This is a genomic window from Kitasatospora sp. NBC_01560, assembly GCF_045208415.1.
Taxonomy (GTDB): domain Bacteria; phylum Actinomycetota; class Actinomycetes; order Streptomycetales; family Streptomycetaceae; genus Kitasatospora.
On sequence record NZ_CP109364.1, the window covers coordinates 3,097,075 to 3,118,173 of the forward strand.

General features: G+C 73.4%; 21 protein-coding genes. 11 read left to right on the forward strand and 10 right to left on the reverse strand.

All coding sequences use genetic code 11. The features are described 5' to 3' along the window. Nucleotides 1–20: 20 nt before the first annotated feature. The 5 genes from OH807_RS13275 to OH807_RS13295 are packed head-to-tail and all read left to right on the forward strand — an operon-like array spanning nucleotide 21 to nucleotide 5,119. Nucleotides 21–971 carry a VlmB-like protein gene (locus tag OH807_RS13275; protein WP_406197946.1) on the forward strand — a complete coding sequence of 317 codons (951 nt, stop codon included), beginning with the start codon at nucleotides 21–23 and terminating at the stop codon, nucleotides 969–971. Between the two features lie 50 nt (nucleotides 972–1,021). After that, nucleotides 1,022–1,882, forward strand: coding sequence for an alpha/beta fold hydrolase (locus OH807_RS13280; protein WP_406197949.1), 861 nt, complete (start codon nucleotides 1,022–1,024; stop codon nucleotides 1,880–1,882). Further along, a complete protein-coding gene (locus OH807_RS13285; RefSeq protein ID WP_406197951.1) occupies nucleotides 1,869–2,999 on the forward strand; it encodes an acyl-CoA dehydrogenase family protein in 1,131 nt (376 codons plus the stop codon). The genes OH807_RS13280 and OH807_RS13285 overlap by 14 nt, the downstream gene beginning before the upstream one ends. A gap of 51 nt (nucleotides 3,000–3,050) precedes the next feature. Further along, nucleotides 3,051–3,530 carry a type II toxin-antitoxin system RatA family toxin gene (locus OH807_RS13290; RefSeq protein ID WP_406197953.1) on the forward strand — a complete coding sequence of 160 codons (480 nt, stop codon included), beginning with the start codon at nucleotides 3,051–3,053 and terminating at the stop codon, nucleotides 3,528–3,530. Then, a complete protein-coding gene (locus tag OH807_RS13295) occupies nucleotides 3,527–5,119 on the forward strand; it encodes an MFS transporter (protein WP_406197956.1) in 1,593 nt (530 codons plus the stop codon). Before OH807_RS13290 ends, OH807_RS13295 begins: the two co-directional genes overlap by 4 nt. 47 nt (nucleotides 5,120–5,166) lie before the next feature. On the opposite strand, the gene OH807_RS13300 is transcribed toward OH807_RS13295, so the two are convergent. After that, nucleotides 5,167–6,384 carry a cytochrome P450 gene (locus OH807_RS13300; protein WP_406197958.1) on the reverse strand — a complete coding sequence of 406 codons (1,218 nt, stop codon included), beginning with the start codon at nucleotides 6,382–6,384 and terminating at the stop codon, nucleotides 5,167–5,169. 131 nt (nucleotides 6,385–6,515) lie between these two features. Between OH807_RS13300 and OH807_RS13305 the strand changes: the two genes are divergently transcribed. After that, entirely contained in the window at nucleotides 6,516–6,881 is a 366-nt protein-coding gene (locus tag OH807_RS13305; RefSeq protein WP_406197960.1) for an ArsC/Spx/MgsR family protein, read from the forward strand. 77 nt (nucleotides 6,882–6,958) lie between these two features. Here the strand turns inward: OH807_RS13305 and OH807_RS13310 are convergent, their stop codons facing one another. Further along, nucleotides 6,959–7,429, reverse strand: a complete 471-nt coding sequence (locus tag OH807_RS13310; RefSeq protein WP_406197963.1) for a pyridoxamine 5'-phosphate oxidase family protein — start codon at nucleotides 7,427–7,429, stop codon at nucleotides 6,959–6,961. 78 nt (nucleotides 7,430–7,507) lie between these two features. On the opposite strand from OH807_RS13310, the gene OH807_RS13315 reads away from it, so the two are divergent. Then, nucleotides 7,508–8,074 (forward strand): DUF1697 domain-containing protein, encoded by a 567-nt coding sequence (locus OH807_RS13315; protein WP_406197965.1) that lies wholly within the window; start codon nucleotides 7,508–7,510, stop codon nucleotides 8,072–8,074. 103 nt (nucleotides 8,075–8,177) lie between these two features. Next, the gene (locus OH807_RS13320; RefSeq protein WP_406197967.1) at nucleotides 8,178–8,723 is read left to right on the forward strand and encodes an FHA domain-containing protein; all 546 of its coding nucleotides are present in this window, start codon (nucleotides 8,178–8,180) and stop codon (nucleotides 8,721–8,723) included. Nucleotides 8,724–8,757: 34 nt separating this feature from the next. On the opposite strand, the gene OH807_RS13325 is transcribed toward OH807_RS13320, so the two are convergent. Beyond that, on the reverse strand, nucleotides 8,758–9,720 hold the full coding sequence (locus OH807_RS13325; protein ID WP_406197969.1) for a DUF1152 domain-containing protein: 963 nt from the start codon (nucleotides 9,718–9,720) through the stop codon (nucleotides 8,758–8,760). 64 nt (nucleotides 9,721–9,784) lie between these two features. Between OH807_RS13325 and OH807_RS13330 the strand changes: the two genes are divergently transcribed. Further along, nucleotides 9,785–10,378: a DUF6891 domain-containing protein gene (locus OH807_RS13330; RefSeq protein WP_406197971.1), complete on the forward strand. Its 594-nt coding sequence runs from the start codon at nucleotides 9,785–9,787 to the stop codon at nucleotides 10,376–10,378. A 19-nt stretch (nucleotides 10,379–10,397) separates the two neighbouring features. On the opposite strand, the gene OH807_RS13335 is transcribed toward OH807_RS13330, so the two are convergent. Both OH807_RS13335 and OH807_RS13340 read right to left on the reverse strand, forming a co-directional pair. Continuing rightward, nucleotides 10,398–10,778: a hypothetical protein gene (locus tag OH807_RS13335; protein WP_406197974.1), complete on the reverse strand. Its 381-nt coding sequence runs from the start codon at nucleotides 10,776–10,778 to the stop codon at nucleotides 10,398–10,400. Between the two features lie 93 nt (nucleotides 10,779–10,871). Next, a complete protein-coding gene (locus tag OH807_RS13340; RefSeq protein WP_406197976.1) occupies nucleotides 10,872–11,525 on the reverse strand; it encodes a TetR/AcrR family transcriptional regulator C-terminal domain-containing protein in 654 nt (217 codons plus the stop codon). Nucleotides 11,526–11,656: 131 nt separating this feature from the next. Between OH807_RS13340 and OH807_RS13345 the strand changes: the two genes are divergently transcribed. Further along, complete coding sequence (locus tag OH807_RS13345) at nucleotides 11,657–13,141, forward strand: FAD-dependent monooxygenase (protein ID WP_406197979.1); 1,485 nt, start codon at nucleotides 11,657–11,659, stop codon at nucleotides 13,139–13,141. 100 nt (nucleotides 13,142–13,241) lie between these two features. Here OH807_RS13345 and OH807_RS13350 read toward each other — a convergent pair whose 3' ends face one another. Continuing rightward, entirely contained in the window at nucleotides 13,242–14,000 is a 759-nt protein-coding gene (locus OH807_RS13350; protein WP_406197981.1) for a hemerythrin domain-containing protein, read from the reverse strand. A 517-nt stretch (nucleotides 14,001–14,517) separates the two neighbouring features. Then, nucleotides 14,518–15,582, reverse strand: a complete 1,065-nt coding sequence (locus tag OH807_RS13355) for an alpha/beta hydrolase (RefSeq protein WP_406197983.1) — start codon at nucleotides 15,580–15,582, stop codon at nucleotides 14,518–14,520. 411 nt (nucleotides 15,583–15,993) lie between these two features. Here OH807_RS13355 and OH807_RS13360 point away from each other — a divergent pair, with 411 nt between their 5' ends. Beyond that, nucleotides 15,994–16,758 (forward strand): SDR family oxidoreductase, encoded by a 765-nt coding sequence (locus tag OH807_RS13360; protein ID WP_406197985.1) that lies wholly within the window; start codon nucleotides 15,994–15,996, stop codon nucleotides 16,756–16,758. Between the two features lie 182 nt (nucleotides 16,759–16,940). Here the strand turns inward: OH807_RS13360 and OH807_RS13365 are convergent, their stop codons facing one another. From OH807_RS13365 to OH807_RS13375, 3 genes are all read right to left on the reverse strand, one after another. Then, entirely contained in the window at nucleotides 16,941–18,692 is a 1,752-nt protein-coding gene (locus OH807_RS13365; RefSeq protein ID WP_406197987.1) for a carbohydrate-binding module family 20 domain-containing protein, read from the reverse strand. 478 nt (nucleotides 18,693–19,170) lie between these two features. Further along, complete coding sequence (locus OH807_RS13370; RefSeq protein WP_406197989.1) at nucleotides 19,171–19,509, reverse strand: P-II family nitrogen regulator; 339 nt, start codon at nucleotides 19,507–19,509, stop codon at nucleotides 19,171–19,173. Then, nucleotides 19,506–20,831, reverse strand: a complete 1,326-nt coding sequence (locus OH807_RS13375) for an ammonium transporter (protein ID WP_406197992.1) — start codon at nucleotides 20,829–20,831, stop codon at nucleotides 19,506–19,508. The genes OH807_RS13370 and OH807_RS13375 overlap by 4 nt, the downstream gene beginning before the upstream one ends. Between the last annotated feature and the right edge of the window lie 268 nt (nucleotides 20,832–21,099).

Sequence of the window (21,099 nt, forward strand, 5' to 3'; positions counted from 1 at the left end):
ACGATCGTGAGGAGCACAGGATGACGACGAACATCGCACCCGAGGCGGACTGGGACCTGGCCCCCGGCGTGCTGGAGGGAGCCCGCGAACTGCGGCTCAGCCCCGAGCAGTGCGACCTGGACTACTGGATCGCCAACGTCGCCCAGGGCACCCTCCGGGGGCTGGTGAACGGCCACCACCCCGACGCCGTGACGCCCGACCACATGCGAAAGCCCGGACCGCTGCGTGACGCGCTCCTCCTTGAGTTCTCCTTCCGCTCCATCGCCGAGGACAAGGCCGCACGGGCCATCACCTCACTGGTGCAGAGCGCTCCCGACGTCAAATCCATGGAGTTCTACGCCACCCAGCTCCTCGACGAGGCCCGGCACGCCCAGGCGTTCCGCGCGCACATGGTGGAGGTCGGCATCCCCGCGGCCGAACTCGAAGGCGTCATCGAGGAGTACGCCGGCGAGCACCGGCTGGGCGTCCTGGACCCGCTGGAGGAGTTCGGCCTGGAGGTGATGAACGGGCCGCACCCCTTCGTCTCCGGAGTCGCCGTCCTGACCATCCTGGTCGAGGGGATCCTGGCGCCCACCGGCGAACTCAGCGAGCACAAGTGGAAGATCGTCGACCCCGCGGCGGCGAGCGTGGAGCGGGGAGCGGGGATCGACGAGATCCGGCACCTGACCGTCGGCAGTGAGATCGTCAAGCGGCACCTGGAGCGGGACCCTTCGCTCAAGGAACACCTGGCGGACGTGGTCCGGCGCGGCAACGAGCTGTGGGCCTCGCTGCCGGTCTTCGCGGTGCTGCAACGCCGGGAGGAACTGTTCCAGGAAGGCGTCCAGCAGCTCGCCGACCTCATCGGCGACCACGAGATCTGGCCGGGCCGCCGGCTGCTGGACACCACCCCGGACGAGCGGATCGCCACCGCCCTGGAGTGGTCCGCCCGGACCCAGACCTCCCGCCTGGCCTACATGGGGATGGGCGAGTGAGCCGACCGCCGGGGCCTCCGGCAGCGGACGCCCCGGCAGAACGGCTGACGGTGACGCTGCCGGACGGAGCCGAGCTGGCGGTGCTCCACTGGCCGGGCCCGGCCGGAGCTCCCCTGGTGGTCGTCTGGCCCGCGATCGGCGTACGGGCCCGGTTCTACCGGCGCTTCGCCGCGGCACTGGCCGCGCACGGACCGGGCGTGGCGGTCGTCGATCTGCGCGGGCAGGGCGACAGCCGCCCCCGGCCGGACTCCTCGGCCCGGTACGGCTACCACGAGCTCGCCACCGTCGACTACCCCGCCGTGTTCGGCGCGCTCCGCGAGAGGGCGCCGGGCAGCGCGGTGTTCCTGCTGGGGCACAGCATCGGCGGGCAGATCGGCCTGATGTACGCGGCCGGGAACCCGGCCGAGCTGGACGGGATCCTGCTGGTCGCGGCCGGCACACCGCACTTCCGCAGCTATCCGGGGCCGACCGCGCTGATCCCGCTCCTGGGCACCCACGCCGTCGCGGCGGTCGCCCGGTTGCGCGGCTACTGGCCCGGCGACGTCCTGGGCTTCGCCGGGCGCCAGTCCCGGGTCCTGGTCGGCGACTGGGCCCGGATGGCCCGTTCCGGCCGCTACCGCCCGGCCGGCACCGGCATCGACTACGAACAGCTGATCGCGGACCTGCGCCTGCCCGTACTGGCGGTGTCGGTCGGCAACGACCTGCTGGCCCCGCCGGGCGCGGTGGACGCCCTGTGCGGGCTGATGCCGGGCGCCGCGGTGTCCCGCTGGCACCACGCCGAACGCCTCAGCCACACCGCCTGGGCCAACCGGCCCGAGCCGATCGCCAGGGAGATCGGCCGATGGATCGACACCACGCTCGCGGGCAAGCCCTGGCCCGGACCCGCAGGAGACAGCCATGCGGTTTCTTGAACCGGAGCGCGAGACTCTGGAGACCCTCCTGCCCGGACTGGACGACCGGCTGGCCGCTCTGCCGCTGAGCGAACGGGAACGGCCGCAGGGCCCCGCCCTGGCCCTGTTCAAGGAAGCGGGCGGCCCCGGGCTCGTGGTGCCCTCGGAGCACCACGGCCTGGGTGCGAGCGCCGTGCAGGCCGTACGGGTGCAGCGGGCCGTGGCCTCGCGCAGCCCGTCGCTGGCGGTGGCCACCACCATGCACCACTTCTCGGTCGCGGGCCTGATCCAGGCCTACGAGGCCACCAAGGGCCTGGAGTGGATGCTGCTGGAGGCCGTTGCCGACCAGAGGCTGCTGATGGCCTCCGGGTTCGCCGAGGGCAGGTCGGGGCAGTCGATCCTGGCGTCCTCCATCACCGCCCGGCAGGACGGCGACGACATCGTCCTCAACGGGGCCAAGAAGCCCTGCAGCCTGTCCGCGTCGATGGACCTGCTGACCGCCTCCGTGACGCTCGACACCGACGACGGTCCGCAGCTGGCCGTGGCACTGGTACCCGCCGCCAGCCCCGGCATCTCCGTGCACCCGTTCTGGGGCACCACCGCGCTGGCCGGAGCCGAGAGCGACGAGGTGCGGCTGGAGGAAGTCCGGGTGCCGGCGGAGATGGTGGTCCGCACCGAGCTGGGCGAGGACGGCAGCCTGGACCGGATCCAGACCGTGGGCTTCATCTGGTTCGAACTGATGATGGCGGCCTCGTACCTGGGCATGGCGAGCGCTCTGGCGGAACGGGTGCTCGCCCGCGACCGGACGGACGTCTCCGAGCGGGCCCGGATCCTGGTGGAGCTGGAGGCCGCGATGGGCGCCGTCGTCGGCGCCGCGTCGCCGCTCGACGGCGGCGGCCCCGTCGGGCAGGCGGAGCTGCTGCAGTCGCTGGTGGTCCGGTTCTCGGCCCAGGACACCCTCGACCGGGTCGTACCGCGCTGTCTGGAAGCGCTCGGCGGCATGTCGTACGTCTCCGACGACGAGACGTCCTACCTGGCCGCCTGCGCGGCCGCCCTGAAGTTCCACCCGCCGTCGCGCGCCTGGTCCGGCCAGGCACTGTGCACGGCCTACGCCGGCGGACCGCTGGTCCTCGGCTGAACCGACCGCCGCCGGCCCGCCCGGCGTTCCACTCTCCGGAAGGAAACCGCAATGCCCTGCTTGATACGTGTCGAGGGACTGCTCCCCGGCCAGGACGCGGACGAAGTGTTCGACCGCATCCGCGACTTCGAGCGGTACGCCGACCACACCGACGCCGTGCGCGAGGTCACGGTGACCTCCGACCGGGCGGGCACCGTCGACTCCGCCTGGGCGGTGAACTTCCGCAGCGGCGTCCTGCGCTGGACCGAACGGGACGTGATCGACGCCGCCGCCCGGGCGATCACCTTCGAACAGCTCACCGGGGACTTCGCCCGGTTCGTCGGCGCCTGGGACGTCCGGCAGACCGGTGACGACGTCGTGGTGCTGTTCTCCTGCGAGTTCGACATGGGCATCCCCAGCCTGGAACCGATCATCAACCCGGTCGCCATGCGCGCCCTGATCGACAGCATCGGGCTCATCCTGCGCGGTCTGCTGGGAGAGGGGATCGAAATCACCAGCAGCCACCAGGACACCGCTGTCGTCGGCTCGTGACGGCCCGGGGGCCGCAAGGACGCGGCCCGCGCTCGGTACGCCTGGCCCTCATCTGCGCCGGCGTCGTCATGGTCTACCTGGACAGCACCGTCGTGGGGGTGGCGCTCCCCGACATGCAGGAGAAGCTGGACATCGGGGTCTCGTCCCTCCAGTGGGTGTTCGACATCTACGTCCTCACCTTCGCCTGCTTCCTGCTCACCGCCGGCACGCTCGGCGACGCCCTGGGGCGCGGCCGGGTCTTCCTGGTCGGCCTGACCGGCTTCACCGCCTCGTCGGTGGCCTGCGCGCTGTCCACCGGCGTCCAGGCGCTGCTGGTGGCCAGGGCCGTCCAGGGCGTCTTCGGTGCCGTCATGATCACCGTGTCGCTGGCCCTGATCCGGCAGCTCTACACGGAGGAGCGGGCGCGGGCGTCGGCGGTGGCGACCTGGGCCGGGTCGGGCGGCGTCGCCCTGGCCGCCGGTCCGATCGTCGGGGGGCTGCTGGTGGACACCTACTCCTGGCAGAGCATCTTCTGGATCAACCTGCCGATCGGTGTCCTGGCGTTCGGGGCGCTCGCCTGGCTGCTGCCGCTGGGCCCGGGCCCGGCGGGAGGGCGGAAGGCCGACTGGTTCGGCCAGCTGCTGTTCGTCGCCGGCATCGGGGCGATGGCCTACGCCCTGATCGAGGCCGGCCGGCGGGGCTGGGGATCGCCCCTGATCGTCGGGCTGCTCGCCGGCTCGGTCCTGGTGCTCGCCGGATGCCTGTACTGGGAGAGCCGGACGTCCCACCCGATGCTGCCGCTGCCCCTGCTGCGCCACCGGGTCGTGCTGATGACCTGCGCGGTGAACTTCCTCGGCTTCTTCGGCCTGTACGGGATCATCTTCCTGCTCACCCTCTTCCTTCAGCAGGTGAACGGGCTCACCCCCGTGCAGACCGGTCTCCGGCTGCTGGCGCTGACCGCCTCCATCACGGTGGCGTCGCTGCTGGCACCGGCCCTGGCCGCCCGGGTGGGGACCAGGATCGCCGTCGTCATCGGTGCCCTGGTGACGGCCGGTGGATTCGTGGGCCTGGTGGGCATGGAGGCCCGGGGCGGCTTCGGGACGTACTGGTGGCCGCTGGTCCTGATCGGCACCGGCGTGTCCTTGATCGGGGCGCCGGCCACGGTGGCGCTGCTGTCGGTGGTGCCGCCGCAACAGGCGGGCTTCGCGTCGGGGATGTCCCAGACCTGCCGCCAGGTCGGGGCCGTCTTCGGGGTGGCCATCTCCGGCACCCTCGTCCAGCAGCGGCTGCACTCCGGTCTGCCGAACGCGCTGGCCGCGCTGCCGCTGCCGGACGCCGCCCGCAAGGAACTGGCCGACGCCGTCGAACACGGACGGACCGGCGACGCCACCGCGCTGCCGGCCGGCATCCGGCAGAGCGTGCTGCGCTCGGCGGGTGACCTGATGGCGGACGGGATGCACACGGCGGTCCTGGTGGCGGCGGTGGGAGCGGCTCTGGCCGCCGTCGCGGCGGCCGCCCTGCTGCGGCGAGGGGACGGCGGCACGCCCGCGGCACCCGGTGGCAGGCCGGAACCCGCGACGGCCGACCTCCGGCCGGGGGTGTCCTCCTAGGCCCGGCAGTTCCCGTCGGCAGGGCCGCGGCCCTGCCGGGCGCCGGCTCAGCGGACGGTGACCGGCAGGGTCTCGTACCCGCGCAGGACGAGGCGGTCCCGCCGGGTGGAGACCCCGCCGGGGGCCAGCCGCGGGAAGCGGTCGAGCAGCGCCGGCACGGCGAGCTCGGCCTCCAGCCGGGCGAGCCGGGAGCCCAGGCAGAAGTGCGGGCCGCCCCCGAAGCTGAGCGGCAGGCTGTCGGTGCGGCCCGGGTCGAACACCTCGGGGCGGTCGTACCGGGCCGGATCGCGGTTGGCCGCGGCCAGCAGGACCAGCACCAGGCTGCCGGCCGGCGCGGGCACGCCGGCCACCCGGAGCCCGTGGGCGGTCGCGATCCGGGTGGTCAGCTGGACCGGCGAGTCGTGGCGGAGCACCTCGTCCGTGAAGAGCGCGGGGTCGAGCGCGCCGGTGCGCAGCCCGTCCATCGCCTGCGGGTGGTGGAGGAGCAGGGCGAGCCCGTTGCCCAGCAGGTTGGTGGTGGTCTCGAAGCCGGCCACCAGCAGCAGCACCAGGTTGGCCAGCAGTTCGGCGCCGGAGATCCGGCCGGGGGCGTCGACGGCCGTCCGGGCGAGGTCGCTGACCAGGTCGTCCCGGGGGCGGGCCAGGCGCTCGGCGACCAGCGCGGTGAAGTAGCCGGACAGCTCGTCGGCGGCCTCGTCGGCGGCGGTGAGTTCGTCGAGGTCCTGGACCAGCTCCAGCGCGGCGGTGAGGCTCCCCGCGAGGCCGCGGAACGGGCGGCGGTCCCGGGCGGGCACGCCGAGCAGCTCGCAGATCACCTCGACCGGCAGCCGGAAGGCGAAGGCGTCCATGAAGTCCACGGGCGAGCCGTCGGCACCGAGCTCTGCCATGTCGTCCAGCAGCCGGCCGACCGCCGCTCCGACGGCGGGCCGCAGCGCGGCCACCCGACGGGCGTTGAAGGAGGAGGCGATCAGCGAGCGGACCCGGGCGTGGTCGGCCGCGCTGCGCTGCAGGATCGAACGCCCGAGCAGGGTGACGGACGAGTGCCGGGCGACGGCGAGGTCCCTGAGCGCCGAGCCTTCGACGTCCTCCGGCGCGAAGGCCGGGTCGCGCAGCACCCGGTCGGCGGCGGCGTACCCGACCGCCAGCACCGTGCCCGGCCCCGCAGGGGCGGCCGGGCCCAGCTCGTGCGCCCTGGCGTAGAGGGGGTACGGATCCGCCCTGCCCTCGCCGGTCAGCAGCTCCGCGACGATCGACGTGCCGTCCATCCGGTACTCCCCTCCCGAGACCCGCGCCCCGGTTCGTCAACCGCCTTCGGGCATGACAGAGTTCCCGCGGGCCGTGGTTCCGCCGAAGCGGGTTCCGGCGGACCGGGAGGGGCGGTCGGTAGGCTGGCGGCATGGAGATCTGGATCAACCCACGCTGCGGTAAGTGCCGGTCGGCACTCGGTGAGCTGGAGGCCGTCGGTGCCAAGTACACCGTGCGGCGCTACCTGGAGGACCCGCCGACCGCCGCCGAGCTGGAGCAGGTGCTGGAGCGGCTGGCCCTGGAGCCGTGGGACATCACCCGGCTCGACGAGCAGGCCTCCCAGGACCTCGGCATGAAGAAGTGGACCAGGGAGCCGGCCGACCGGGCCCGCTGGATCGCCGCGATGGCGGCGCACCCCATCCTGATCCAGCGCCCGATCATCACGGCGGACGACGGCCACGCCGTGGTGGCCCGGACGCCCGAGGTGGTCAAGTCGGTGCTGCCGCCGCGGAAGTGAGCCCGGCCGGCGGGCCGGCGGGCCGGCCGGCGCCGGTACAGCCGGTGCCGCCGCCGTGGGTGCAGCCGGTGCCGCCGTCAGTGCCGCTGGACCCGCTGCACCGGCTCGCCCGGACGCCAGGACGTGATCCAGAGGTGGTCATCGCCCACGGAGGTGTGCACCACCTGCTCCAGCTCCAGCCGGAAGGCGTGGAACGGGCCGGGCGGCGGGGCCGGCAGGTCCGCCACCCAGGCGGCCAGCTCGGCCTCGTCGGTGATCTCGACGGCCCGGCCGGAGATCTTGGAGTCGCCGCCCTCCATCGTCTCGCCGCCCGGGTGGGCGTGCAGGGCGAAGCGGCCGTCCCGCTGGAGGTCGCGGGCCTTCATCGCCCCGGACATCGACCCGAAGGTGAGGTCGGCACCGATGAAGTCCACCTCGATGCCGCTCACCCGCGGTGAACCGTCCTTGCGCAGCGTCGCCAGGACGTGGTGCTTGTTCGCCTCGAACCGGGCCCGCACGGCGGGGGCCAGATCCGGTGCCTCGGACTCGAAGTCCTGCCAGGTAGCCATGGCGCCAGTGTGGCACCGGGCCCCGGCGGCCGCGGGACGACCGGCCCCCGTGTCGGTGGCCGGTGCCACACTGGCCGGGTGACCACCACGACCACGTACATCGCCTTCCTGCGGTCCATCAACGTCGGCGGCCGGACGGTGCGGATGGAACGGCTGCGGGGCATCTTCGCCGAGCTGGGCCTCGGCAACGTCCGCTCGTACATCCAGACCGGCAACGTCTTCTTCACCGCCGACGAGGACGCCGCCGACGCCGCGGCCCGGGCCGCGCTCACCCGGCGCATCGAGGAGCACCTGGCCGAGGCGCTCGGCTACGCCGTCCCGACGATGCTGCGGACGGTCGACGAGGTCGAGGCGCTGCTCGCCGCCGAGCCGTTCGGGGGCATCGAGGCGACGCCGGACGTCCGGTTGCTGGTCAACTTCCTCACCGAGCCGCTGCCCGCGGACTTCCCCGTCCCGTACACCTCGCCGGACGGCGACTACCAGGTGGTCGCCGCCGACCCGGGCACCGCCTACGTGGTGATCCACCTGCGGGACGGCCGCTGGAACGCCACCCGCAAGCTCTTCGGCCCGTCCTACCGGGGCCTGGCCACCGCCCGTTTCCTGCACACCACCGTCAAGATCCTGGCCGCCGCCCGGAAGGGCTGACGGCTGCGCGCGAGTCCGCCGGCAGTCAGGTCGGGGACGGACGAACCGGTTGGCGGCCCCGGCAATCTGGACACGCGGGGGCGGCTGAGCCGACAATCGGGCCATGACGTCTCCTGAGATCCGGACGCACGTGGTCCGGCCGTCCGAGGCCGAGCGCGAACACGCGCTCGGAGTGCTGCGGGAGAGCGCGGGCAGCGGCCGGCTCTCGCACGACACCTTCCTCGGCCGGATGGAGCTGGTGCTGCAGGCCGACAGCCGGGCCGAGTTGGACCGGGCACTGGCGGACCTCCCGGCCGGGAACCCGCTCGGACGGTTCCTGCTGCGGACGGTGGGGCAGCTCTCGGCGTTCGGGGTGCGGCTGCGCGGGGCGTGGCGGGTCGAGCGGCTGCCGGGGCTGAGCCTGCCGGCCGACGGGGCCGGGCAGTTGACGATCGGCCGGGTGCCCGGGTCCGGTCTGCGGCTGCACGACATCTCGGTATCCCGCCACCACGCCGAACTGCGGCGGGAGGGCGAGGGCTGGGTGCTGTACGACCTCGGCTCGACCAACGGCACGCACGTGAACGGCCTGCGGATCGCGGGCGGGGTCCGGGTCCGCGCGGGCGACCAGGTGCGGTTCGGGAACCTGGAGTTCCGGCTCGCCTCGGGCTGACCGGCCGGTGCGGGTGCGGTCAGTGCGGGTGCGGTCAGTGCGGGAACTGGCGGGGCGGGCGCTGGGCGGGCAGGCCGTCCCGGAACTCCTCGATCACGGTGCTGATCTGACGCGTCAGCTCGGTGCGTTCGATCAGGTGCAGGTAGCGGTTCTCCGCCGCCAGCGCCTCGACGGTGACACCGAAGTACAGCGTCATCAGGGGATTGACGAAGAGCGTGCTGTGCTGCGTCCGGTCGGTGAACCGGACGTCGCCGAACTCGCCGCGCAGGGCGGCCGCCACCGAGCCGTTGACGATGCTCGGATGCTCGGGGAAGGCGGCCCGGGCGTGCTCGACGGCGTCCAGGTAGAGCGCCCCCTCGCGGCTGTCGCGCGGGATCGAGAAGGCGCCGAGGTATCCGCCGGCGCGGTCGATCGCGGCCAGGTTCTCCAGCACCAGCGCGTGGTTGACGCCGTGGAAGGCGTCGATGCCGAAGCCCAGGCAGGCGACCAGCCGCTCGGGCACGCCGGTCAGCCCGGCCACCGCCCCGAGGCTGGCCATGTCCTCCTCCGGGGTGCCGAGCCCGGCCTCGTCGCCGCGCATCAGGATGTCGGTGCCGCCGTCGACCAGCAGCACCGCGTCCACGCCGAGGTGGCCGGTGAGCGCCCGGTACGCCTCGCGCAGCGGCTTCACCCCGACCGAGGGGAACGCCCAGACCGTGTCCGGAATGCCGTGCCGGTGCAGCCAGCGGGCGAGCGTCCGCTCGGGGAAGTAGCCCTCGGGCGCGGCGGTGTCCGGGCGGACCATGGCCACGTCGGGCTCCAGCCAGACGTCGGCGGGCAGGCCGTACAGGTGGGTGAAGGAGAGGTTGGCCAGGTGCACCTCCTTGCCGGCCGCGCGCAGGGCGAGCGCCAGCGGGAGGCCCGCGTACACGTCGAATCCGCCGCCCGCGCCGGCGATCAGGATGCGGTCCGCGGCCATCAGACGGGTGATCAGGGGCGGTTCGGCGAGAGAGGACACCGCCGGACGGTAACACCGGGGGCCCGGCGACGCGACTGTCGGTGGCCGGTGCGAGGATTCGGTCATGAACCAGGAGACCGAGCTCACGTTCGAGGTACGGCGCGAGGCCGAGGAGCGTGCCCGCGAGTTGATCCGCTGCGGGTTCCAGGAGCCGGACGAGATGGCCGAGTCCCTGGTCGACGAGTTCGAGGAGCAGGGGCTGACGGAGGAGGACGCCGAGGAGATCGTCGCCCCGCTCTGGCGGGAGCGGCTGGCCGAGCAGGCGTCCTGGCCGGAGGTCACCGACGTGGACCGGCTGGAGGAGGCCTTCGACGCGCTGGAGGACCAGGGCATCGTCGCCGCGATGGACTTCACCTGTTGCGCGAGCTGCGGCTACGAGGAGATCGGCGGCGAGGCGGACGACGACTCGCGCGGTTTCGTCTTCTTCCACCAGCAGGACACCGAGGGTGCGGCCGCCGGGCGCGGGCTGATGCTGCGGTTCGGCGGGTTCCGGACCGACGGGGAGTCGAAGGAGTCGGCGGAGGGGCGGACGACGGAGATCGGCCGCGAGGTGGCGGCGGCGCTGGAGGCGGCCGGCCTGACCGTGGAGTGGGACGGCTCGCCGGGCAAGGCGATCTGCGTCACCCCGCTGACCTGGCTCAACCGCCTGCCCGAGTAGGGGCGGGTCGGCCGTTCGGTCAGCGGCTGACGTGGAGTTCGGCGTAGTGGTCGTGCGCATCGGCGTTGCGGAGAGTGATCTTCGCCGCGCCGACGGCGGTCTCGGCGTCCTCGGCGAGCGTCTTGGTCTCGCCACCGATCGTGACCTCGGCCGCCCGGTCGGTGATGTGACCGACGGTCAGCTTGAGTTTCCTGTCACCGTCGAAGACCTCGACGGTGCGGGCGGAGTCTCCCCCGTCGGTCCGGACGACGACGTCGCAGGTGTTGTCGTTCAGGCAGAGCGAGGCGCCGCCCTCGCAGGCGACGAGCCCGCCGCCGAGCAGCAGGACGGCGCCGGCCGCCAGGGCGGCCGGGCGGAGCGGTGCGGTGCGGCGCCGGGCCGGGCGCGATGTGGTGGTCATGGCTCCGACGGTAGGCACCCGCGGGCGCCGGGCCATCGGCCCGCAGCGGTACTCGCCCCCTGGCCGCCCCCGGAGGCTTCCGGGACGAATCCCCTAGGGGCGCTTGGTCGTTGACGGCCCGAGGACGTGTTCGACGCCAGCCACGACGACGGCCAGGCCGCGTTCGAAACGGCGCTCGAAGCCGTCGAAGAGGTCGTGCCCCGCGGCGGCGGCGAGTGCGTACGCGGGGTCGATCGCGGCGGCCCGCCGCTCCGGGTCGTAGCCGGGTGCCCGCTCCCCCGGCGCCGGGTGGACGGCCTGCTCCTCGATCACGAAGCCGATGGTGTAGGCGTAGCCGGTGGTGAACGCCTGGACGGCATCGGCGAGTTCGAAGCCGGCCCGGACGAAGACGGCGAGCAGGGCATGCTGCCCCTCGGCGAACCCGTGGTCGGTGAGCCGGGTGCCGCTGAAGACCTTGGCGCCGTCCCGGTAGCCGAGCAGGGCGGCCCGCAGACCGCGGCAGGTGAGCGTGAGCGCCTCGCTCCAGGTGTCCGGCAAGGTGGCGTGGCCGGCGGACATCCGGCGGAGCATCTCGGTGGCCATCGCGTCCAGCAGGGCCTGCTTGTTGGCGAAGTGCCAGTACAGCGCGGGCGCCTTGACGTCCAGCTCGGTGGCGATGCGGCGCAGGGTGAGGCCGTCGAGGCCGGTCTCGTCGAGCAGTCGCAGTGCGGTGTCGACGACCTGTGCGGGGTCGAGCTTCGGCGGCACGGGCGCCCGTCCTTCCGGTGGCTCCGGGCGTCCGGCGGCCGGGCGGCCGCCGTCCCCGGGGATTGACAACTTAACACCGTTAAGCCCATGCTCTCCGCATCAGTCAACTTAACGTCGTTAAGGAGAGCGCCATGCAGCCTTCCCAGCACTCCGAGCACCTCCCCGCGCAGACCGACGTCCTGATCGTCGGCGCCGGCCCGACCGGGCTCACCCTGGCCTGCGACCTCGCCCGCCGCGGCGTCGACGCACTGCTCGTCGAGCGCGCCGGAGCGCTCTTCCCCGGATCCCGCGGCAAGGGCGTCCAGCCCCGCACCCAGGAGGTCTTCGAGGACCTCGGCGTCCTGCCCGCCGTCCAGCGGGCGGGTGGCCGGTACCCCCGCATCCTGTCCTGGGAGGACGGCGTGCCGCAGGGCGAGTGGGACCTCGTCGCGGACGGCCCGGCGGACGACCCGACCGTCCCGTACCCGCACATCTGGATGGTCCCGCAGTGGCGCACCCAGGAGCTCCTGCACGACCGGCTCGGGGAGCTCGGCGGCGCCGTCCGCTTCGGCACCGCACTCACCGGCCTCGACCAGCACCCCGACCGGGTCGTCGCCACCCTGACCGGCGCGGACGGCACGACGCGGACCGTCGACGCCCGGTACCTGGTGGCGGCCGACGGCGGGCGCGGCGCCGTCCGGCGGCTGGCCGGCATCCCGATGGCCGGCGAGCAGATCGACCCGCAGCCCGCCCTGGTCGCCGACGTCCGGGTGGCCGGCCTCGACCGCGGCAACTGGCACCACTGGGGGAAGGATCCGGGCAGCGCCCTGCTGCTCTGCCCGCTGCCCGGCACCGACGACTTCCAGCTGTTCGCCCGGTTCGGCGCGGACGAGGAGCCGGAGGCCTCGGCGGCGGCGGTGCGCGAGGTGATCGCGGCCCGCACCCACCTCGCCGCCACCGCGGTCGGCGCGGTGGGCTGGGTCTCCGCCTTCCGCCCCAGGGCGGCACTGGCCGAGCGGTTCCGGGCCGGCCGGGTGTTCCTGGCGGGCGACGCCGCGCACATCCACTCCCCCGCGGGCGGGCAGGGCCTCAACACCAGCATCCAGGACGCCTACAACCTGGGCTGGAAGCTCGGCCAGGTGCTGCGGCACGGGGCACCCGGGGAACTGCTGGACAGCTACGAGGAGGAGCGGCTGCCGATCGCCTCCGACGTCCTGGAGATCTCCACCCGGCTGCACCGCTCGGACTCCGCACTGCGGAGCGGGCTCCGGGGGGCGCGCACGGAGCAGCTGGGCATCGGCTACCCGGACGGCCCGCTCACCGTGGAGGCCCGCCGGGAGATCCCCGAGGAGGCGCTGCGCGCGGGCGACCGGGCGCCGGACGCGCCACTGGGCGGATCCTCGCCCGGGGGCCGGCTCTTCGACCTCTTCCGCGGCACGCACGTGACGGTGCTCGCCGTCGGCCTCGACCTGCCGGCCGTGCCGGCCGGGGTGCGGGCGCACCGGGTCGACGGCGGGGTGGCGGCCGGGGCGTACGGCCGCGGGCTGTTCGTCGTCCGGCCGGACGGCTACGTCGGGCTGGCCACCGACGACCCCGCCGACCTGCCCGGCTACCTGGCCCGGCTGGGCATCAGCTGACGCCGGGGCGGCCGGACCGGCCCGGGCGTCGTCCCGTCCGGCATATGCGTGCGGCATGTGCCACGCGCGTAGATCGCGGGCCCGGAAAAACGGCTGCCGGTCACTCGGCGACGCCGCCCCGGACGTCGGCCGGGCCCCAGAGCGGAGCGGTGCAGCGCTGGTAGGTGGCCTGCCAGTGCGGCCAGTTGCGGGCCACGTCGTCGTCGCACTCCGCGATCAGCCGCTCGACCAGCGCCGGCTCGACGCCGTCCAGCAGCCAGGCGAGCGCGTCGGCCGTGCCGGGGCCGTCCGCGGACTGGAGCAGATCCAGCAGCTCGGACAGGCTGCCGACCCGCGAGCGGTCGGTGAAGACCCGCTCCATCCGCGGCAGCAGCTGGCGCTCCTCGATCCGCAGGTGGGTCTCCAGCCGGGCCGCCAGGTCCTCCATCGCGTAGGCGACCGGCCAGGCACTGCCGGCGTCCCGGCTCGCGATCCGGACCAGGGTGGTGACCCGGGTGAAGGAGTGGTCGAGGTTGTGGTGGTCCGCCTCCAGCCAGTTGAGCAGCAGCCGCAGCTCGGGCGCGAACCGGCTGACGATCGGCCAGATCCGGGTGTCCTGCTGCTCGTGGTGGCAGGTCAGCATCGTGTTGACGAAGTGCCAGTGCCGCAGCAGTGCCTCGCCCTTCTCGTCCTCGCCGGGCTGGAGCAGCCGCAGCGAGGTGGGCAGTCGCGCCAGATCACGGCGGAGCGCGGCGTACACCAGCCGCAGCCCGGCGAACCGGACGGCCTGCGGCTCCTCGCCGGTGGCCTGCTCACGGTCGGAGCCCGCCTGGGCGGGGACTGCGGGCAGGGACGCAACGGGCAGCAGATGGCTCGGCATGACACTCTCTTCACGGCTTGGTACGGCTGGCGGAGTCGCCACGGGAGGATTCGCAGCTGGCGGAATGCGTTCCCACCACAGTGGCCGTAGTCGATCAGGGCCGAATCAATGTCCGATTGACGTGCAGGTCAGAGGCCGGACGGGCCGGACGGGAGACCCCTGCGGGGCCTCTGACGGAGCGGTACTCCGGCGCGCCGCGCCGCACCTCGCGGCGCCCGCCGCGGGCAGCCGGACAGAGGGCGCGGGCCGGGTGGCCGGGGGGCGGGGGGCCGGGCGGGGGCCGGGCGAGGGCCGGCGCGGGGGCGTGGCAGCCCGAGGCGCGACGGGTGGCAGGCGGCAGGCGGCAGGCGGCAGGCGGCAGGCGGCAGGCGGGCCACGGAACACCGCACACGGCACACGGCCGGCGGACTTCCACGGCGGCCGGGGGCGGCATACGACCGGAGGGTGGACACGGTCGGTCGGTCATCGGGCCCGGCCGCCGGGGGCACGAAGGTGCTCCCGGCGGCCGGGCGCCGGCTCAGTCGCTCTGCGGGCCCGCCAGGTTCTTGGTGAGCCACTGCAGCGTGTCCGGGATCATCTTCTTGAAGTCGCTGGTGAGGTGCTTGCCGCCGGGCTGCTCGTAGTACTCAACGGAGAGCGGCGGCGCGGCCTTGGCGACCCACGCCTTGACCAGCTTCGTCTCGTACCCGTTGGCGCCGCCGGCGGTGACGAGCAGCTTCACGTCGGCCTTGCCCTGGGCGACCAGCACCTCGGGGTTGTTGGCCTGCCGCTCGGTCTCGTGGCCCTTCCAGAGCCCGGAGTCCGGGTTGAAGTAGCCGTCGATCGGGACGGCCGCCTTGTACTTGTCCGGGTGCTGGAGGGCGAGCTTCGCGCTGCAGAACCCACCGGTGGAGGCGCCCATCAGGCCCCAGCCGTCGCGGCCCTTCACGGTGCGGTAGTTGGCGCGGACGAAGTCCGGGATGTCCTCGGTCATCCAGGTGGCCATCTTCGGCTGGCCGGGGATGTCGGCGCAGTCCAGGGCGTTCTTCTCGTCCGAATTGAAGTTCTGCACCGGCATGATCATGATGAACGGGTGGGCCTTGCCGGCCTTCGACAGCTCGGCGTCGATCTGCTGGATCGGGAGCTGGTCGTCGGTCCAGGTGTTGTAGCCGTTGCTCTGGCCGCCCGCGAACAGGGTGAGTACCGGGAAGCCGGTCCGGGCGAACTTCGGGTCGTTGTACTCCGGCGGCAGCCAGACCCAGACCTTGCCCGAGACGCCCGACTTGGGACCGTTCAGCGTCGTCATCAGGATCTGGCCGGCGACGGTGTCCCGGGCCTTGGTCAGGGCCGCGGCCGGGCCGGTCGGCATCAGGACCTTGCCGGAGGCGACCGGCGCGGAGCTGCTGCCGGCGGCCGTCGGGGTGCCCGGGGCCGTGCTGCCGCTCGCGCTCGCCGTGCCGGCAGCGCCCTTGGCACTGTCGCCCTTCCCGTCGCCCCCCTTCCCACTGCCGTCCGTACTGCCACAGGCCGCCAGCGAGGCGGCCAGCGTGAAGGCGGCGGCGCCGGTCAGGGCGGCGCGGAAACGGGTGGACTGCGGCTGCACGGTGAGGACTCTCCGACCGGTGTCGCGCCCGCTCCGACGGGAGGCGGGCGATGGCCCCCGGGTGGGGCCGGACAGGCCCGGGGCGCATCGTTCGTGGTCCCCGGATGTCGGCGTGCCGTGCCTGCGCGGCGGCCCGCCGTCCTGCGATCTTATGACGTGGACCGGGGCGGCCCGGTTGCGCGACAGCCACCGGCGTTCCAATGTTTGTTCCCGATCCGGTAAAAGCACCGGATCACCCCGCCGGACGACGGGGCGTCTCCCCCGCCGGTCGGCGGGGTGGTGCGGTCCGACGGCGGGGAGCACAGCCGTACGGGCGCCGGGACCCTCGCGCCTTGGTGCCTCGCACCAGTGACTCCGGGCCCCTGATCGGGGACGATCAGCTCGCCCGTACCACCGCCCGAGGAGCCCGCCATGCCCCAGCAGATCGCCGTCGTCACCGGAGCCGGGAGCGGGGTCGGGCGCGCCGTGGCCGTGGAACTGGCCGCCGCGGGCTGGCAGCTGGCGCTCGCCGGCCGGCGGGAGGCGCCGCTGCACGAGACCGCCCGGCTCTGTGCGGCGGCCGGCGCCGACCTCGGCGGGGCGGCGGTCGCGGTGCCGACCGACGTCACCGACGCGGACGCCGTGGACGTGCTGTTCGCCACCGCGGCCGAGCGCTTCGGCCGGATCGACCTGCTGTTCAACAACGCCGGCACCTTCGGCGCCCCGGCCCCGGTGGACGAGCTGGACGTCGCCGAGTGGCGGGCGGTGGTCGACCTCAACCTCACCGGGGCGTTCCTCTGTGCCCGGGCCGCGTTCCGGCAGATGAAGGGCCAGCATCCGCAGGGCGGCCGGATCATCAACAACGGCTCGATCTCCGCGCACGTGCCGCGCCCGCAGTCGATCGCGTACACCGCGACCAAGCACGCCGTCACCGGGCTGACCAAGTCGCTCTCGCTGGACGGCCGCCCGTACCGGATCGCCTGCGGCCAGATCGACATCGGCAACGCCGCCACCGACATGACCGCGGCGATGAGCGTCGGCGTGCGGCAGGCGGACGGCCGGGTCGCCGTGGAGCCGACCATGGACGTGGCCGACGTCGCCCGCACCGTGCGCCACATGGCGGGGCTGCCGCTGGAGGCCAACGTGCAGTTCGCCACCGTGATGGCAACGGCCATGCCCTACATCGGACGGGGCTGAGCCGGGGGGCCGGCCCCGGCGCACCAGGGGCCGCGCGGACGGGGGCCGCCGCCGCAAGCCCGACGGCCGCCTCCCCGCGCGGGGAGGCGGCCGTCGAACCGATCAGCACGTCACCGGATCAACACGTCGCCGGATCAACGCCTTGCCGGATCACCGGATCGGCACGTCACCGGATCACCCGGTCAGTTGCGCCAGGTGTCGTTCAGCGCCGCCCGGCCCGAGGCCGGCACGGTGGCCGTCCGGTTGGCGCCAGACTCCCAGGTCACGTTCCCGGCGCCGTCCTTGCGGATGTACTTGTACTCGAACGCGGTGCCGGCGGCCATCGCCACGTCCAGCTTCCAGACGGGATAGGCGGCCGAGGAGAGCAGCAGCGCCTTTCCGGTGTCCCAGCCGCCGAGCGCGGCGGTGCTGCCGACCACGTAGACGTTCTGCCCGTAGACGGTGGTGGCGTTGACCGCGAAGGAGGCGCCATCGGTCACCGGGACGCCACCGCCGGAACCGCTGCCCGGGGCGCCCACGTACAGTGCCACCGCGTCGCCGGCGCCGACGGTGGCGGTGAACCGGCCGTCCGTGCCGACGGTGTACGACGGGCCGGTGCAGCCGCCCGCGGCCGGGTCGCCGTGCTGGACGTCGCAGTACGAGCCGGCCGGCAGCGAGGTCTGGAAGGTCTGGGTGACCGGGCCGGACTCGCGGTTGATGGCCACGAAGCCCTTGCCGCCCCGGCCGAAGGCGATGGCGTTGTTGCCGTTCGACCACCAGTTGGTGATCCCGGTGCCCGCCACCGCGTTGCGGAAGCCGACCATGTTGGCCACCTGCCGCCAGACGTGCGTGCAGTTCCAGCCGTCGCTGTAGCAGGCGTTGACGGTGCCGCCGTTCGGCGGGCCGTCGTCGTGGCCGGAGAAGGCGTAGCCGGAGTAGACGTTGGGCGAGCCGTAGGGGTTGGCCAGCATGAAGACGTTGGCCAGGGTGTAGGCGGAGCCGTCCTTGTACGTCAGGGTGGAGCCGTTGCGCTCGGTGTCCCAGTTGTCGACGAAGGTGCGGGCCTTGTCGGTGGGCAGCAGGCCGGAGCCCCAGGTGGCGAGGTCGGCGATCCGGCCGCCCTGGAAGGCGCTCTTCAGCCAGGTGCCGGAGCGGAACTCGTCGACGTCACCGGTGCCGGTGTACTCGGAGGGCTGGACCGGCTCGCCCGCGCCGTAGATGACCTCCTGGACCCAGTACGCGTTGGGGTTGGCCGTCCGGGCCTTGATCGCGGCGAGGTCGGCGGCGGCGATGTGCTTGGCCGCGTCGATCCGGTAGCCGTCGGCCCCGAGCGAGGCCAGGTCGTTCAGGTAACCGGCGATGGTCTGCTGGACGTAGGGGCTGCCGGTGTTGAGGTCGGCGAGGTTGACCAGCTCGCAGTTCTGCACGTTGGCGCGGTCGCCGTAGTTGCTGATCGCGGTGCGGCAGGAGTGGAAGTCCTGGTCCTGGTAGTACCCGGGGTAGGTGTACTTGGTGTACGCGGTGCCGCCGGTGCCGGTGCCGGAGCCGGCCGACATGTGGTTGATGACCGAGTCGGCGATCACCTTGACGCCGGCCGCGTGGCAGGTGTCGATCATGTTCTTGAAGGACGCCCGGTCGCCGAGGCGGCCGGCTATCCGGTAGCTGACGGGCTGGTAGGAGGTCCACCACTGGCTGCCCTGGATGTGCTCCTGGGGCGGCGAGACCTCGACGAAGCCGTAGCCCTTCGGGCCGAGCGTGTCGGTGCAGGCCTTGGCGACGGAGTCGAAGCGCCACTCGAAGAGCGTTGCCGTGACGTCCTTTCCGTTGCCGGGCGGGGCCGCCTGGGCGGCGGGGGCACCGGCGAGGCCCGCGGTGAGCGAGAGCGCCAGCGCCGCCGTGGCGCTGAGCGCGCCGGCCGTTCTGGCCGGCCGGCGGATGGGGGCGGTGGTGACCACGATGTCTCCTGGGGGCTGGGGTGGGGCAGCCTGGGGTACCGCTCGTGAAAGCTTGCTGAAACTTTCTGGAAACTTGCAGCGCTGAACCTAGGGTCGTGGCCGCAGCCCGTCAAGGTCTTGGGAACAACGTTTCTGCAGTCCCGGAAAGGTCGGGTGCGACTTACCGGCCCGCCGTCGCGTGGAGAGTCATGACAGCAGGCAGCACAGGGCCCCCGGACACCCCAAGCGCACCGGGCGCACGACGGGGGCACGGGGGCACGGGGGCACGGGGGACGACATGGCCGGGGCGGACGACACCCGGATCGCGCCCGCCGACCCGGCCCGGTGGCAGCGGATCGCCACCGACGCCGGCCGGCCGACGGTGCCTGGGCTGCAACACCGGGCGGGCGCGCGGCGGGCCCGGGTCAGCGCGGCGCCGGGCGGGCGCGCGGCGGGCCCCGGGTCAGCTCCCGGGGCCCGAAAGAAAAGAGAGGGGGGCCTAGACCGCGTCCGGCCCGCGCTCGCCGGTGCGGACCCGGACGATCGAGTCCACCGGCACCGACCAGACCTTGCCGTCACCGATCTTCCCGGTCCGGGCGGCGCGGACGATCTCCTCCATCACCCGCTCGGCGTCCTCGTCCTCGACGACCACCTCGATCCTGGCCTTGGGCACCAGGTCGATCCGGTACTCGGCGCCCCGGTAGACCTCGGTGTGCCCGTGCTGCCGGCCGTACCCACTGGCCTCGGTGACGGTCAGTCCGTGCACGCCGACGGCCTGCAGCGCGTTCTTGACCTCGTCCAGCTTGAACGGCTTGACGATCGCGGTGATCAGCTTCATGCGGAGGGGGTCCTGTCGGACGGGTGCGTGAACACGGTGGCGGTGGCGTGGGCGGTCGTGCCGTGCCCCAGGACGCCGTGATCGTACGCGGTCTCGGCGTGCACGGCGAGGTCCAGGCCGGTGAGTTCGTGCTCCTCGCTGGCACGGAACCCCATCACCCGGTCGATCACCCGCCCGATCCCGTACGTCGCCGCGAAGGCGTACAGCGCGACGGCGCCGATCGCCACCAGCTGCTTGCCGAGCTGGCCGAGCCCGCCGCCGTGCAGCAGGCCGGCCGGGCCGCCGGTCATCGCGGTGGTGGCGAACAGACCGATCAGCGCGGTGCCGATCACCCCGGCCACGAAGTGCACGCCCACCACGTCCAGCGAGTCGTCGAAGCCGAGCCGGAACTTCCAGCTGACCGCGTACGAGCAGACCACACCGGCCGCCAGCCCGATCAGCAGCGCGCCGAGCAGGTCGACGCTGCCGCAGGACGGGGTGATCGCGACCAGGCCGGCCACCGCGCCGGAGGCCGCGCCGAGCGTGGTGGCGTGGCCGTCGCGGCGCTTCTCCACCAGCAGCCAGCCGAGCAGGCCGGTGCAGCCGGCCGCCTGGGTGTTGAGCAGGGCGGACGCCGCCAGGCCGTTGGCACCCAGCGCCGAGCCCGCGTTGAAGCCGAACCAGCCGAACCAGAGCAGGCCCGCGCCGAGCAGCACCAGCGGCAGGCTGTGCGGGCGCATCGCCTCCTTCCGGAACCCGATCCGCGGGCCGAGCAGCAGCGCCAGGGCCAGGCCGCTCGCCCCGCAGTTGACCTCGACGACGGTGCCGCCGGCGAAGTCCAGGGCGCCGAGCTTCGACAGGATCCAGCCGCCCGGCGCGAACACCCAGTGCGCCACCGGGACGTAGACCAGCAGCGTCCAGACGGCGGTGAAGGCCACCCAGGAGCCGAATCTGGCCCGGTCCGCGATGGCGCCGCTGATCAGGGCGGCGGTGATGACAGCGAAGGTCAGCTGGAAGGTGGCGAACAGCACGGTGGGCACGTGCCCGGTGAGCGAGGCGGGGGTGATTCCGGCCATCCCGATGTGTTCGAGACCGCCGATCAGCCCCCAGCCGCCGACGTCGGAGCCGAAGGCGAGCGAGTATCCGGCCACCAGCCAGACCACCGTGACGACGGCGATCGAGACGAAGCTCATCATGATCATGTTGAGCACGCTCTTGGTGCGGACCATGCCGCCGTAGAACAGCGCCAGACCGGGGGTCATCAGCAGGACCAGTGCGGTGCTGGCCAGCAGCCAGGCGGTGTCACCGGTGTCGAGGCCGGGCGACGTGTCAGCCAGGAACATGGGGGTGCCTTCCCAAAGGCCTGCGTCGAGTGGGGTCGCAGGTCGCGGTGGGGAGAGTGTCGCGAGGACGGATTTCCGGTCGCGGACGGACGCGTTTCGCCCGTGTTTCGTGTTGCCCGGCGGTTGCCCCGCAGTTGCCCGGGAGTTTCGGAAACCTCACGCCGCCCGCACCGCCGGACGGCCACCGGCGCACCCGGCGGCGGGGCGCGCACGGGACGGCGGGGCGCAGGGCAGGGCACGGGACGGCGGGGCCCGCGGCAGGGCACGA